At 68.4% G+C, this 14,200-nt stretch carries 14 protein-coding genes; 10 read left to right on the top strand and 4 right to left on the bottom strand.

Annotation, left to right across the window (positions count from 1 at the left end; all coding sequences use genetic code 11):
* Positions 1 to 310: 310 nt before the first annotated feature.
* Positions 311 to 1,063 (bottom strand): arsenical resistance protein ArsH, encoded by a 753-nt coding sequence (gene arsH / locus MKK65_RS12285; protein WP_147840850.1) that lies wholly within the window; start codon positions 1,061 to 1,063, stop codon positions 311 to 313.
* Positions 1,064 to 1,110: 47 nt separating this feature from the next.
* On the opposite strand from arsH, the gene MKK65_RS12290 reads away from it, so the two are divergent.
* From MKK65_RS12290 to MKK65_RS12325, 8 genes are all read left to right on the top strand, one after another.
* Positions 1,111 to 1,458 carry an ArsR/SmtB family transcription factor gene (locus MKK65_RS12290; RefSeq protein ID WP_056251363.1) on the top strand — a complete coding sequence of 116 codons (348 nt, stop codon included), beginning with the start codon at positions 1,111 to 1,113 and terminating at the stop codon, positions 1,456 to 1,458.
* Entirely contained in the window at positions 1,458 to 1,883 is a 426-nt protein-coding gene (gene arsC, locus MKK65_RS12295; RefSeq protein ID WP_055959023.1) for an arsenate reductase (glutaredoxin), read from the top strand. The genes MKK65_RS12290 and arsC overlap by 1 nt, the downstream gene beginning before the upstream one ends.
* A gap of 36 nt (positions 1,884 to 1,919) precedes the next feature.
* Positions 1,920 to 3,215: an arsenic transporter gene (locus MKK65_RS12300; RefSeq protein ID WP_147840849.1), complete on the top strand. Its 1,296-nt coding sequence runs from the start codon at positions 1,920 to 1,922 to the stop codon at positions 3,213 to 3,215.
* A gap of 7 nt (positions 3,216 to 3,222) precedes the next feature.
* Positions 3,223 to 4,386 carry an MFS transporter gene (locus tag MKK65_RS12305; protein WP_147840848.1) on the top strand — a complete coding sequence of 388 codons (1,164 nt, stop codon included), beginning with the start codon at positions 3,223 to 3,225 and terminating at the stop codon, positions 4,384 to 4,386.
* A 44-nt stretch (positions 4,387 to 4,430) separates the two neighbouring features.
* Positions 4,431 to 4,826 (top strand): hypothetical protein, encoded by a 396-nt coding sequence (locus MKK65_RS12310; protein ID WP_147840870.1) that lies wholly within the window; start codon positions 4,431 to 4,433, stop codon positions 4,824 to 4,826.
* A gap of 82 nt (positions 4,827 to 4,908) precedes the next feature.
* Positions 4,909 to 5,304 (top strand): FixH family protein, encoded by a 396-nt coding sequence (locus tag MKK65_RS12315; protein WP_056251379.1) that lies wholly within the window; start codon positions 4,909 to 4,911, stop codon positions 5,302 to 5,304.
* Complete coding sequence (locus MKK65_RS12320) at positions 5,301 to 6,806, top strand: efflux RND transporter periplasmic adaptor subunit (protein WP_147840847.1); 1,506 nt, start codon at positions 5,301 to 5,303, stop codon at positions 6,804 to 6,806. Before MKK65_RS12315 ends, MKK65_RS12320 begins: the two co-directional genes overlap by 4 nt.
* On the top strand, positions 6,803 to 9,970 hold the full coding sequence (locus tag MKK65_RS12325; RefSeq protein ID WP_243957985.1) for an efflux RND transporter permease subunit: 3,168 nt from the start codon (positions 6,803 to 6,805) through the stop codon (positions 9,968 to 9,970). Before MKK65_RS12320 ends, MKK65_RS12325 begins: the two co-directional genes overlap by 4 nt.
* A gap of 170 nt (positions 9,971 to 10,140) precedes the next feature.
* Here MKK65_RS12325 and MKK65_RS12330 read toward each other — a convergent pair whose 3' ends face one another.
* Entirely contained in the window at positions 10,141 to 10,551 is a 411-nt protein-coding gene (locus MKK65_RS12330; RefSeq protein ID WP_187275330.1) for a response regulator, read from the bottom strand.
* A gap of 181 nt (positions 10,552 to 10,732) precedes the next feature.
* On the opposite strand from MKK65_RS12330, the gene MKK65_RS12335 reads away from it, so the two are divergent.
* Positions 10,733 to 11,502 (top strand): IS5 family transposase gene (locus tag MKK65_RS12335; RefSeq protein ID WP_243957987.1). Its coding sequence is split into 2 segments (ribosomal slippage): positions 10,733 to 11,048 and positions 11,048 to 11,502, totalling 771 coding nucleotides; the frame shifts between segments, so codons are not numbered across the junction.
* Between the two features lie 225 nt (positions 11,503 to 11,727).
* Here the strand turns inward: MKK65_RS12335 and MKK65_RS12340 are convergent.
* Together MKK65_RS12340 and MKK65_RS12345 are read right to left on the bottom strand one after the other, a co-directional pair.
* A complete protein-coding gene (locus MKK65_RS12340; protein ID WP_147840843.1) occupies positions 11,728 to 13,164 on the bottom strand; it encodes a YncE family protein in 1,437 nt (478 codons plus the stop codon).
* Positions 13,161 to 13,616: a DUF305 domain-containing protein gene (locus MKK65_RS12345; RefSeq protein ID WP_147840842.1), complete on the bottom strand. Its 456-nt coding sequence runs from the start codon at positions 13,614 to 13,616 to the stop codon at positions 13,161 to 13,163. The genes MKK65_RS12340 and MKK65_RS12345 overlap by 4 nt, the downstream gene beginning before the upstream one ends.
* Positions 13,617 to 13,797: 181 nt before the next feature.
* On the opposite strand from MKK65_RS12345, the gene MKK65_RS12350 reads away from it, so the two are divergent.
* Positions 13,798 to 14,181 (top strand): hypothetical protein, encoded by a 384-nt coding sequence (locus MKK65_RS12350; RefSeq protein WP_147840841.1) that lies wholly within the window; start codon positions 13,798 to 13,800, stop codon positions 14,179 to 14,181.
* The last annotated feature ends 19 nt before the right edge of the window (positions 14,182 to 14,200 follow it).

The raw sequence follows: 14,200 nt of genomic DNA on the forward strand, positions 1-14,200 counted from the left end.
ACGGACGTCCGCGACCTCGTCTACGTCTCGGGGACGCTCCACTCCGTCCGGTCCCCCTCGCTGACCGAGGCGGCATGCGGAAGCTCCAGCTGAGCCTAGTGAAGCTGACCGCCGTCGACGTTGGCGAAGGATCCGTCCACGTCGCGATCGTCGGCGCCCCGACGAGACGGCCCCCGTGGTCGCCATCGTGGCGGCCGACGTGCCCCAGCGCTCAGACTCTTGTGCTTACGGTCGTGGAGCCCTTGAAATAGGGATCGCTATCCTACCGGGCGAGGCGATGGCGTAGAAGAGGTCGGCGTGGACGTGCAGATCAGGAGGGTCGCTTCACGAACCCGATGTCGACGGCGACGGCCTTGAGCCTTTCGGGCTCGCGCTCCTTGCGTTCCGAATACCGGTCGACGAGGTAGTCGGATCGCTCGCGCGTGAGGAGCGTGAACTTCATCAGCTCCTCGCAGACATCGACCACCCGGTCGTAGAGCGGACCCGGCTTCATCCGGCCGGCGTCGTCGAACTCCTTGTACGCCATCGGGACCGAGGACTGGTTCGGGATGGTGATCATCCGCATCCAGCGACCGAGCACGCGGAGGCTGTTGACCGCGTTGAACGACTGCGAGCCGCCGGAGACCTGCATCACGGCGAGCGTCCGCCCCTGCGTCGGGCGCACCGAACCCTCCGAGAGCGGCAGCCAGTCGATCTGGCTCTTGATGACCCCGGTCATGGCGCCGTGTCGCTCGGGGCTGACCCAGACGTGGCCCTCCGACCAGATCGAGAGGTTTCGGAGTTCCTGGACCTTCGGGTGATCGGCCGTGGCGTCGTCGGGCAGCGGCAGGCCGTGCGCGTCGTAGATCCGCACCTCGCCGCCCATCGCCTCCAACAGGCGCGCGGCCTCGTAGGCGAGGAGGCGGCTGAACGAGCGCTCACGGAGCGATCCGTACAGGATCAGGAAGCGCGGGGCGTGGGTGAACGGTGTCTTCACGTGCAGGGCGTCGGTCGTCGGGACCACGAAATGCCCCTCGCTCAGGTTCGGCATTCCATCGGCGAAGGGCTGCAGGGGCTTGTCCAAGACGTTTCGTTCCTCTACGTTTCAACGATGGTTGAGATATTGACATCATGATGGACGAACGGCAAGCCGTGGCGGCCTTCGCGGCCCTCGGCCAGGAGCATCGCCTGCGCATCGTGCGCCAGCTCGTCACCGCCGGGCCGGAGGGCATGGCGGCCGGCATGCTGGCCGAGGCGGTCGGCGTGTCCGGCACCAACCTGTCGTTCCACCTCAAGGAGCTCAGCCATTCGGGGCTGGTCACCTCCCGGCGGGAGGGGCGCTCGATCATCTACAGCGCCGCCTACCCGGACCTGTCCGAGCTCATCCAGTTCCTGATGCGCGACTGCTGCCAGGGACGCCCCGAGGTCTGCGCCCCGGCTGTCGCTGCCCTCGCCGCCTGTTGCACGGAGACCGCCTGATGGACGTCGTGATCTACCACAACCCGGATTGCGGCACGTCCCGCAATACCCTAGCCCTCATCCGCAACGCCGGCATCGAGCCGCACGTGGTCGAGTACCTGAAGACGCCCCCAAACCGGACCCTGGTGCGCCAGCTTGCCGAGCGGGCGGGCGTGAAGGTCCGTGATCTGCTCCGTGAGAAGGGTACGCCCTTCGGCGAGCTCGGCCTCTCGGACCCGAGCCTGACGGACGATCAGCTTCTGGATGCCATCGGCGAGCATCCGATCCTGCTGAACCGCCCCTTGGTCGTCACCCCACTGGGTGTTGCCCTGTGCCGCCCCTCCGAGGCGGTCCTCGACCTCCTTCCCGCCCAACAGGGCGAGTTCGTCAAGGAGGATGGCGAGCGCGTCGTCGACGAGCACGGGCGCCGCGTCGCTACCGCCTGACCCGCCCTGAAAGACCAAGAACAAGAAACGGTCCCGATGCTCGCCCTCGCCATCTTCGTGGTCACCCTCGTCTTCGTCATCTGGCAGCCGAAGGGGTTCGGGATCGGATGGAGCGCCCTGATCGGGGCCGCGGTCGCGCTCGCCACCGGGGTCATCCACCCCGGGGACATCCCGGTGGTCTGGCACATCGTCTGGGACGCCACCTTCACCTTCGTCGCCCTGATCATCATCTCGCTCCTGCTCGACGAGGCCGGCTTCTTCCACTGGGCGGCGCTGCACATCGCCCGCTGGGGTGGGGGTCGGGGACGGCTGCTGTTCCCGCTGGTAATCCTGCTGGGGGCCGCGATCGCGGCGGTGTTCGCCAACGACGGCGCGGCACTGCTGCTCACCCCCATCGTGCTCGCCATCCTGCTCCGGCTGAACTTCAAGCCGGCGGCGGCGCTGGCCTTCATCGTCGCCTGCGGGTTCGTCGCGGACTCGACCAGCCTGCCGTTGGTCATCTCGAACCTCGTCAACATCGTCTCGGCGAACTTCTTCGACATCTCCTTCAGCCGATACGCGGCCGTGATGGTGCCGGTGAACCTCGTCTCGCTGGCCGCGACCCTGGTGGTGCTGTGGCTGTTCTACCGGCGCGACCTTCCGGCCACGTACCCCGTGGCCGAGCTCGAAGCGCCCCGCCACGCGATCAAGGACCCGCTGGTCTTCCGGGCGGCCTTCCCGCTCCTCGGGCTGCTGCTGATCGCCTACTTCGTGACGGCACCGTTCGGCGTGCCGGTCTCGGTGGTCACTTGCGCCGGCGCACTGGTCTTGCTGGCGCTGGCCAACCGCAGCCGCGTCATTCCCATCCGCAAGGTCCTGACGGGGGCCCCCTGGCAGATCGTGCTCTTCAGCCTCGGCATGTACCTCGTGGTCTACGGCCTGAAGAACGCCGGCCTGACCGACTATCTGGCGCAGGGGCTCGTCTGGCTCTCGGGCCATGGTCCGTTCGTCGCCACCATCGGCACCGGGTTCGCCGCCGCCATCCTGTCCTCGGTCATGAACAACATGCCGAGCGTGCTCGTGGGTGCGCTCTCCATCCAGCAGGCTCCGGATCTCTCGCCGCTGATGCGCGAGCTCATGGTCTACGCCAACGTCATCGGCTGCGACCTCGGCCCGAAGTTCACGCCCATCGGGAGTCTGGCGACCCTGCTCTGGCTGCACGTCCTCGACACCAAGGGCCAGCACATCACCTGGGGTCAGTACATGCGGGTGGGTCTGGTCATCACCCAGCCCGTGCTGCTCGTCACCCTGGCGGCGCTGGCCCTCTGGCTACCCGTGCTCGGCGCCCGGTAGCGATCCGATGGCCCCGGCGCGCCGATGGCCCGTGATCTCGGCCCTGGGCGTGGTCCAGATCCTGACGTGGGGCTCCTCGTTCTATTTGCTGTCGGTTCTGGCCGCGCCGATGTCGAAGGATACGGGATGGCCTCTGGGATGGGTCATCGGCGGCCTGTCCCTCGGTCTCCTCGTCGCGGGCTTGGCCTCGCCGCGGGTCGGCACCTACATCGGCGAGCATGGCGGCCGGCCGGTACTGGCCTTCGCGGCCGTCGCCCTCGCCGTCGGCCTTGCCATCCTCGGCCTCGCTCCGAACCTGCTGACTTACCTCGCGGGGTGGCTCCTGATCGGCCTGGGCATGGGCACCGGACTGTACGATCCCGCCTTCGCCACGCTCGGACGCCTCTACGGCGCCGAGGCAAGGCCTGCCATCACCACGCTGACCCTCTGGGGCGGCTTCGCCAGCACGGTGTGCTGGCCGCTCTCGGCCTTCCTGATCGAACAGGTTGGCTGGCGTGGGACCTGCCTCGCCTATGCCGGGCTGCACCTTTCGGTCACGCTGCCGCTCGTCCTGCTCGCGATCCCCCGGCCCCCCGCACATCCGATCACGCGACCCGCAGGCCCGAGCCCAGTCATTCGTCTCGATGGTCGGGAGCGTCGCGCCTTCCTCCTCATGGCCGGGGTGCTGACCCTTGGCGGGACCGTGATGGCCCTGGTCTCGGTTCACCTCATCACCTTGCTTCAGGCCCGTGGCGTGGCTCTTACCTCGGCCGTGGCCTACGGCGCCCTGATCGGACCGGCCCAGGTGGGGGCACGCATCGTCGAGATGGCCGGCAAGGGCCGGCACCACCCGCTCTGGACCCTCACGGCGGCGATGGTTCTCGTGGCGACCGGGATCGCGATGCTGGCAGCGGGCTTGCCCGTGGTCGGACTGGCGCTCGTCCTCTACGGGGCCGGCAACGGGATCTACTCGATTGCCCGCGGCACGGTGCCTCTCGCGCTGTTCGGTCCCGAGCGCTACGCCCCGCTCGTCGGCCGGCTCGCCCGTCCGGGGCTGGTGGCGCAGGCGCTCGCGCCCTCCCTCGGGGCCGTCGTGCTGACGCAGGCGGGCGCCGACGCGACCTATGTCCTCCTTTCCGTACTCGCCCTCGCAAACGTCGCGCTCGCCGTATCCCTTTGGCGCGTCCGGTAGTCCCGTCCCTTCCTCGCCGGTCTACGATGTGGCATCGTCCGACGGTGACCTTCTGGCTCGCCCTTCGCAGGCTGCTTCCGCTCCTGGCGGTTCTCAGCCTCGCCCTTGCGCCGGTGACCGCATCCGCGGCCGCCGCGGGCATGCGCGCGCCGATGGCCGTTCAGGGTCACGTCATGGCGATGCCCGACGAGGCCATGGACGACATGGCCGGGATGGCCATGGACGAGATGCCGTGTTGCCCCAAGGAGCGGCCGGACTTGCCCGATTGCTCGAAGGGCTGCCCGCTGATGGCGCTCTGCCTGGCGAAGGTCGCCACCGGCCTGCCGGTCGCCGTCGGACTTCCGGGCCGCGTTGCCGTCATCGAGGGGCCCGCCCGGGCCGTCACCGCCTCCTTCGACAGCCTGTCGCAAGGGCCGCCCACCGAGCCTCCCCGAGCCTGAACCCGATGCCGCCGGCGCCTGCGCCGGCCGATCCCGCGCGCCTGAAGGCCCGGGTCACATCGTTTTCAGGAGATCATCCACCGTGTCCAAGACATCGTTTTCACGCGCCCTGACGGCTGCGCTGCTCGGTCTCGCCCTGACCACCGCGGCCCGGGCCGACACCAAGGACTACGAGTTCCAACTGGTGAAGGACGAGGCCAAGCAGGGCGAGGCCATCCTCGACGTCCGCCTCGTCGACAAGCGCACGTCCAAGCCCGTGCCGAACGCCGTCATCTTCGCCAAGCGCATCGACATGGCGCCCGACAGCATGGAGGAGATGACCTCCAGGATCGAGCAGCTACCGTCGCCGGAGCCGGGCCTCTACCGGTTCAAGGCGAAGCTGACGATGGCCGGCGGCTGGCGCCTCTCGCTCGGAGCCAAGGTTCAGGGCGAGACCGGCACCGTCGAGAACAAGCTGGTGTTCAAGGCCACCAAGTGAGCCGGATGGCATGGCTGGCCGGGACCCTCGCCGCGCTCGCGGCGGGGGCCCTGGGGTATGGCGCGGGGCATGAGGGCAGCCCCGTACCGGCGCTCGTCCAGCAGGCGCGGACCGGGTTCACCCACTGGCTGCCGAGCACGCCCCGGCCGGCATCCCCGATACAGGCATCGGTCGCGGCGAAGGCGACGGGACCGGTCGTCTTCTACCAGGACCCGGACGGGAAGCCGGACTACGCCTCCGAGCCGAGGCGCACGGCGGACGGTCGCGACTATCGCGCCGTCCGCGCCAGCGAGGAGGTGCGCTTCGACGAACCCGACGAGGCGGAGGCGATGCCCGACGCCGGGCACGGCGACATGGCCATGGGTCAGGCCACCACGCCTGCGGGGGCCCGCAAGGTGCGCTTCTACCGCAACCCGATGGGCCTGCCGGACACCTCGCCGACCCCGAAGAAGGACTCGATGGGGATGGACTACCTCCCCGTCTACGAGGGGGAGGACACCGAGGACGGCACCGTGAAAATCTCGCCCGGCAAGCTACAGCGCACCGGGGTCCGGACGGCGGTCGTCGACCGACGCGTCCTGTCGATGCCGGTGCGCGCGCCCGGCGCCATCGAGGAGGACGAGCGCCGGATCTCGGTCATCGCGATGCGCACCGACGCATTCATCGAGAAGGTCGAGGCCGTCACCACCGGCGACCACGTGCACAAGGGCCAGCCGCTCCTGCGCCTGTTCTCGCCGGAGATGAACGCGGCGGCTGCGCAGTACCTCACCGGCATCGGCTACGAGGGCGCCCGCCGGCGCCTGGAGAACCTCGGCATCCCGCCCGAGGTCATCGACGAGATCGAGCGATCCCGAAAAGTGCCCTCGACCATCACCTGGTCGGCGCCCCGCGACGGCGTCGTGGTCGAGCGCAACGTCTCCGACGGCATGCGCGCCAAGTCCGGCGACACGCTGTTCAAGCTCGTCGACCATTCCAAGGTCTGGGTCCTCGCCGACGTGACCGAACGCGACTTGGCGGCCGTGGCAGAAGGCCAGATGGCGACCGTGCGCGCCAGGACGTTCCCGGACCGCGTCTTCACCGGCGCGGTGACCCGGATCTACCCGCACCTCGCCATGGGGACCCGGACAGCCCGTCTGCGCATCGAAATGCCCAACCCGAACGGCGACCTGCGCCCGGGGATGTTTGCCGACGTGACGATCGCCACCGGCAGCGACAGGCCGGTGGTCGCGGTGCCCGACGACGCGGTCATCGACACCGGCACGAAACAGGTCGTCCTGCTGGACAAGGGCGAGGGTCGCTTCGAACCGCGACCGGTCAGGCTCGGCGTCCGCGGCGACGGCTACGTCGAGGTCCGCGACGGCATCGCCGCGGGCGACCGCGTGGTGACCTCGGCCAACTTCCTGATCGACGCCGAGAGCAACCTGAAGGCGGCGCTGCAGGGGCTTTCGGAGCCCAAACCCGACCCGGGCCCGCAGGCCGCCGCCGAGGGGAAGGCGCCATGATCTCCCGCCTCATCGCCTGGTCGGCAAAGAATCTGGTGTTAGTCCTGATCGGGACCGTGTTCGCGGTGGGAGCCGGGCTCTACGCCCTGAGGACCCTGCCGCTCGACGCGATCCCGGACCTCTCGGACGTCCAGACCATCGTCTACACCGAGTACCCCGGGCAGGCGCCCCAGGTCATCGAGGATCAGGTCACCTACCCGCTGACCACGGCCATGCTGACGGTGCCGCGGTCGAAGGTGGTGAGGGGGTTCTCGTTCTTCGGGGTCTCGTTCGTCTACGTCATCTTCGAGGACGGCACCGACCCGTACTGGGCCCGCAGCCGGGTGCTCGAATACCTCAACACGGTGGCCAAGCGCCTACCGGCAGGGGTGACCCCGACGCTGGGACCGGACGCGACAGGGGTGGGCTGGGTCTATCAGTACGTCGTGGTCGCCAAGGAGCGGTCGCTGGCCGAACTCCGCTCGCTCCAGGACTGGGTCGTCCGCTTCGGGGCGTCCCGCGCCGAGGGCGTGGCCGAGGTCGCCGGCGTCGGCGGCTTCGTGAAGCAGTACAACGTCGTCGTCGATCCGAACCGACTGCGGGCGCAGGGCATCACCATGTCCAAGCTCCGGGAGGCCATCAGGTCGAGCAACGCCGACGTCGGCGGCCGCACCGTCGAGTTGTCCGAGTTCGAGTTCGTCGTCCGTGGCCGCGGGTACCTCAAGAGCGTCGCCGACATCGGGAGCATCGTCCTGAGGACGGAGGCGGGCACACCCCTGCGGGTGAAGGACGTCGCCCGGGTCGAGCTCGGTCCCGACGAGCGCCGCGGCATCACCGAGATGAACGGGGACGGCGAGGTCGCCGGCGGCATCATCCTCCAGCGCTTCAGGGCGAACGCCCTCGACGTCATCGCGAGCGCCAAGGCGCGCCTCGCCGAAGTCGCCGCCAGCCTGCCGAAGGGCACCGAGATCCTGCCCGTCTACGACCGCTCGCACCTGATCGAGGCGGCCATCGAGACCCTCAAGGGCACCCTGATCGAGGAGAGCGCCATCGTCGCTCTCGTCTGCGTCGTCTTCCTGCTCCACGTGCGCAGCGCGCTGGTGGCCATCCTGATGCTGCCGGTCGGCATCCTGATGGCGTTCGCGGGCATGAAGGCGCTGGGCTTGGGCGCCAACATCATGAGCCTGGGCGGCATCGCCATCGCGGTCGGCGCCATGATCGACGCCGCCATCGTCATGATCGAGAACGCCCACAAGCACCTGGAGCGGGCGGACCCCGGCAAGCCCCGGGTCCAGGTCCTGATAGAGGCCGCCTCCGAGGTCGGTCCCTCGCTGTTCTTCTCGCTCCTCATCATCACGGTCAGCTTCCTGCCCATCTTCACCCTGGAGAGCCAGGAAGGGCGTCTGTTCGGGCCGCTGGCCTTTACTAAGACGTTCGCGATGGCGGCGGCGGCGGTGCTGTCGGTGACGCTGGTTCCGGCCCTGATGGTCCTGTTCGTGCGCGGCCGCATCGTGCCCGAACACCGCAACCCGGTGAACCGGCTCCTGATCTGGCTCTACCGTCCCATCATCGCCGGCGTCCTGCGGGCGCGGGTGCTGACCATCCTGATCGCGCTGGGCGTTCTAGGCGCCTCGGTCTGGCCGGCCCTGCAGCTCGGGTCCGAGTTCATGCCCGACCTCGACGAGGGCACCCTGATGTACATGCCGACCACCCTGCCGGGCATCTCGGTGACCAAGGCCGGAGAGCTTTTAGGGAGACAGGACACCATCCTGAAGAGCTTCCCGGAAGTCCTGTCTGTGTACGGCAAGGCGGGCCGGGCCAACACGGCCACGGACCCGGCGCCCTCCGAGATGTTCGAGACCATCGTCAACCTGAAGCCGAAGGCGGAGTGGCGCCCGGGCGTGACGTTGGCGAGCCTCAAGGCCGAGATGGATGCCGCGCTCCAGTTCCCGGGCGTCTCGAACGCCTGGACCCAGCCAATCCGCGCCCGCATCGACATGCTCGCCACCGGCATCCGAACCCCCGTCGGCATCAAGGTGCTCGGAACCGACCTCGCCGAGATGGAGAAGGTCGCCCGCCGGGTCGAGGCGGTGGTGAAGGCGGTGCCGGGCACGTCGAGCGCCTATGCCGAGCGCGTCCAGGGCGGGTACTTCCTCGACATCACGCCGGACCGTGAGGTTCTGGGCCGCTACGGCCTAACGGTCGGCGAGGTTCAGGACGTGATCGCCATGGCGCTCGGCGGTGAGAGCGTGACCAACACCGTCGAGGGCCGCGAGCGCTACACCGTGAACGTTCGCTACCCGCGCGCCTTCCGGTCGAGCCCACAATCCATCGCGACCGAGGTGCAGGTACCCATCGCGGGCGGAGGCACGGTCCCCTTGGGTGAGGTCGCCAAGGTCGCGCTGACCCGGGGCCCGACCCAGATCCGGACCGAGAACGGGCAACTCGCGGTCTTCATCTACGTCGATGTCACCGGACGCGACCTTGGCGGCTACGTGGCCGAGGCGCGAGCGGCGGTGGCCGGCGAGGTGAGCCTGCCGCCGGGGACCACCCTCCAGTGGAGCGGGCAGGTCGAGTACCTCGACCGCGCGACGGCCCGGCTCAAGATCGTGGTGCCCCTGACCCTCCTGACCGTGTTCCTGCTGCTCTACCTGAACTTCCGGCGCCTGACCGAGACCCTCATCGTGATGCTGTCGCTGCCCTTCGCCCTGGTCGGCGGCGTCTGGCTGATGTGGTGGCTCGGCTTCAACCTGTCGGTCGCCGTGGCCGTGGGCTTCATCGCGCTCGCCGGGGTCGCCGCCGAGACCGGGGTGATCATGCTGGTCTACCTCGACCATGCGCTGGCCGAGGTCCGGACGGAGTGCGAGCGGGAGGGCTGGCCCCTATCGCGAAATGACCTGAGGCGGGCGATCATGGTCGGCGCGGTCGAGCGGGTGCGGCCCAAGATGATGACCGTGGTCGCCATCATGGCCGGGCTGTTACCCATCCTGTGGAGCACCGGCTCGGGCTCCGAGGTCATGCAGCGCATCGCGGTGCCGATGATCGGCGGCATGGTGTCGTCGACCGTCCTGACCCTCGTCGTGATCCCGGCAGTGTACGGGCTGGTGAAGGGATGGGGACTGCCGAGATCCGACATGCGGCCGGAATCCGTCGAGGGGCACACGATGCCCTTGGCCGCGGAATGACAACGAGGACGAGACCATGCTGGTGGTCGAAGACGAGCCGAAGGTAGGCAGGTTGGTCTCCGACATTCTCGAAGACCTCGCCTAACCCGACATCGAGGGTCGCTCGCATCCGGTCGATGATCGAGGAGAGCCGGGAGGAGGCATGGGGCTCCGGCCAACCGATCCCGGGCTTACCTCCGAAGGGGCCCGGGGTGCTTCTCCGGCGGCATCGTCTCGCGCACGTGGTGCCGGACCAAGGAGGGGCTGAACGGCTTCCCGATGAACGTCGCCCCATAGGGCAGGTCCCCGGGTTCAGGTCGCACATTGCCGGAGGCGACCACGATGGCGATGTGGGGCCACGTCACGGCCGTCCGCCGCGCCAGGTCGAAGCCGTTGTCCGGGCCGGGCATCTGCACGTCCGTGAACAGCAGCTGCACCTTGCCGTGGTGCTCGTCTAGCACCCGCATCGCCTGGGCGACGTTCATCGCCTCAAGAACCACGAAACCGGCATCCTCCAGGATGTCGGACACATCCATCAAGATGAGGGCGTCGTCGTCGACCACGAGGACATGGGGGGCATCGGCGGTGTCAGGCAGGGGCATGGATACCAAAGGCCGGCCTGGCCGGTAGGTTGCCGCATAACATAGGTTTCTTTTGCGTCCTTGAAGCCCGGTTGCCTGGCGACGTTTCCGTAGGTCCCGTGGATGCGGGCCCCTAGGGCCTGTCGTCGCCTGAACAGATTGGCTGGGCTTGCGTTTTCGTCTCTCTGATGGAGGAGGGACGATGCTGAGCGACGCGCAATGGGCTGATCTGGAGCCTCTGGTTGAAGCCTGCCGGCCCAAGGCCAAAACGCCTCCGCAGGATCTGCAGCGCACGCTCTCGGCCATTCTCTGGCGGCATCAGAACGGGGCCAAATGGCGGGCCATTCCCGAGGAATTGGGACCCTGGTGGCGGGCCGCCCAGATCTTCATCCGCTGGTCGCGTGCCGGCGTCTGGGAGCGGCTTCTTCACCTTGTGCAGGAACGCGGCGTCCAACTCGGCATGGTGTTCCTCGACGGCACGAACGTGCGGGCGCACCAAAAGGCGGCGGGAGCCGCCAAAAGGGGGGATCTGCGGCCGAGCGAGACGCTCGTGAAGCTCTTGGCCGCTCGCGTGGCGGCGATAGTACCAAGGCTTGCGTGATCGCCGACGGGCAGGGCCGCGCCATCGCCTTCCGGCTGGCGCCCGGTCAGGCCCATGAACTCCCTCACGCTGTTCCCCTGCTCGATCAACTGCCGGGGGTGCCCAAATGGGTCGTGGGAGACCGCGGCTATACCAGCCACGTCTTTCGCGAACACATCTGGGACATGGGCGCTCGGCCTACGATCCCGCCTCAGCGCCACGAAGCGCCCGTGGCCTGCCCGGATTGGATCTACAACAACCGTAACCAGGTCGAGCGCCTCTGGGCCAGGCTCAAAGAGTGGCGCGCCATCGCCACCCGCTACGAGAAGACCGCCGTCAGCTTCATGGGCGTCCTCTACCTCGCCGCCGCCCTCGATTGGCTCAAGCGATGACACGCCCTAGTGGTCGAAACCTGACGCTTGGTACCCATTCGCGAGGTCAGCTTGGGGTGGAATGCGGAAGGTAACCGGCCGCCCGCAAGCGGACATTCCGCATCCGACCCAACTACGCCATAGAAGCGGGCTGACGCTGTTCTCGAAAGCAGACATCGAGGCTGGGCTCGCGTCACGGAGGCATTGTTTGAGATGTTCGCCTTCCGGACTGGCGACACCGCTCGATTAATCCGTGATCTGCACCTGCACGACGCCGCCGAGTTTGCCGGGCTTGCCCGCCGCGACCACGAGGTAACGGCGGCTCGGGCCGGCGTCCTTGCGGGTGACTTGCCGGATCGGGCCGATCGCGTTGACGATGGCCGCGCCGGCCGGGTTGGTGGTGAAGGCGGCGAGTGGCTCCAGGCCGGTCGCGCCCTTCGGATCTGCGGACAGCGCCAGCACGAACGGCATCTTCGGCGCCAGTCCCGTGATCGCGGCCTGCAGCGTCTGCAGCACGCCCTGGTCGAACAGGGTGACCTGCGTCGCCGGCTTGCCGTCGCTGCCCGCGAGCGTCAGCGCACTGGTCTGGCCTGCGGCCCCCAGCGGCTGCAGGTTTTGCATTCCGTCGCCCTCCGGTACGGCGTTCGGGACGTAGGCGACGCCCTGCGGACCCTGCCCGATCGGCACCTCGGCGATCACCGTGTTCGACGCGGTGTCGATCACCGCGGCCTTGTCGGCGTTCTCCAGACCGACATAGACGCGGCTGCCGTCGCCCGAGGGCCAGAGCCCGTGCGGCAGGGCGCCGGTCGGGATCGTTGCGAGCTGGGAGAAATCGTCGGTGCGGAACACCTTGACCTGGTTCAGGCCGCCAATCGTCACGTAGGCGAACTGGCCGGCCTTGGTCGAGACGATGTTGACGTGGTTGGTGATCGGCCCGGTCTCGATCGTCTTCAGCGGCGCGAATGGCGGACGCGCCGAAAACACCTGGGTCCGGCCGACATCCTTGAGGGTGAACCACACCTGCTTGCCGTCCGGCGTGGCGGCGATGTCGGGGCAGAACGGACTCTCCTGCTTCACGCGGCCGACGATGGCGTGGGTCTTGGTGTCGATGACGACGGTCTCGGGGCTGAAGCTGGAGCAGACGTAACCGTAGGTGCCGTCCGGCGAGAAGATCGTCATGCCCGGCCCGTTCGGTACGGTGATCCGGCGGGTCTCCATGGCGGTCGCGGCATCGAGCACGGCGATATAGTCCTCGCCGCGCACGCTCACCCAGACCTCTCGGCCGTCCGGCGTGAAGAAGGCTTCGTGCGGCGAGCGGCCGACATAGGCGGTGTGGCGGACCGCGTTGGTCGCCGTGTCGATGAAGCTCACGGAGTTCGAACCGATCGAGACCGCGAGCAGGGTCCTGTGGTCCGGCGAGAAGCCCATGCCGTGAACCAGAAGCTGCCCGCGATAGAGCGGGCTCAGGTTTGTCGGCGTCGGGTCGCCGAGCCGGATCACCCCGAGCAGGGTGTTGGCGGCGGGATCGACCACAGAGACCGTATTGGAGAACTGATCGGAGGTGTAGAACCGGTCTTTGCTGCTGATGGGCACGTCGGGCGCCGAGGCGGGGCCTGGAGCCTGCCCGGCGAAGGCCGAGCCGGAGAGCAGCACAAGGGCGAGAACGGTCAGGGCGGTCTTCATCGGCGGTGCTCCGAAGGCATCTCGGCGGCAGGTGCCGCGCCATGGTGGTGAACGGGAGGGGCGCCGGCGGCCCGACCCGGCATCGCGAGGCGATCGGCGAGCGCGCGGCGCATCACATCGATCTCCTGGCCCTGCTCGACGACGATCCCCTGCGCGAGGCGGCGCAGGACCGGATCCTCGCCGTGGAGCAGCTCCGCCTTCGCCATCGCGATCGCGCCTTCGTGGTGCGGGATCATCATCGCGGCGAAGTCGCGGTCGGGGTCGCCCGAGGGCGGGACCATCATGTCGGCATGCATCTGCGCCATCGACTGCGCCATCATCGCGTCGAAGGACGCAGACGGAGCTGCCGCTGGCTCGGTGGCGGCCAAGGTCGGGCGCATCATCATCCGGCCGCCGACGAGGCCGCTCGCCATCAGCGCCGCCGTCACGGCAAATCCCAGTGCTCCGCGCATGCGGCTTCCTTTTGATCCGGTGTCGATGGGAAGGATGCCTGGGGCGCGGCTTTATTCCGCGGATGTGGCTGAGAGCCCGTTCACGCCTTCGTGATCTGTCGTCGAGAAGACGCGTGGAATAGAGGCGCCTCTTCGGCATCCCTCCCGATGCGGTCATGCTCGACCGCGGGAGACCTCACCCATGCGCACTCTGCTGATCCGCGGCGCCTTCGCGGCTGTCGCCTTCTCCGCCTTGGCCGCCCAGGCCGCCGCGCCTGCCATGACGGCCGAGACCGCCAAGGGGCCGGCGCTCGTCGATGCCAAGAGCATGACCCTCTACACCTTCGACAAGGACATGGGCGGCAAGTCGATGTGCAACGGCCCCTGCGCCACCAACTGGCCGGCCCTGATGGCCGCCTCCGGCTCGGCCGCCAGCGGCGACTGGACGATGGTGACGCGGGACGACGGCACGATGCAGTGGGCCTACAAGGGCAAGCCGCTCTACACCTTTGCCAAGGACACCAAGCCCGGCGACATCACCGGCGACGGCTTCCTCAATGGCGCGTGGCACATCGCCAAGCCTTGATCGGTGAATGCCTTGATCG

It is taken from the genome of Methylobacterium sp. J-001 (genome assembly GCF_022829565.1).
In the GTDB taxonomy this organism is placed as follows: domain Bacteria; phylum Pseudomonadota; class Alphaproteobacteria; order Rhizobiales; family Beijerinckiaceae; genus Methylobacterium.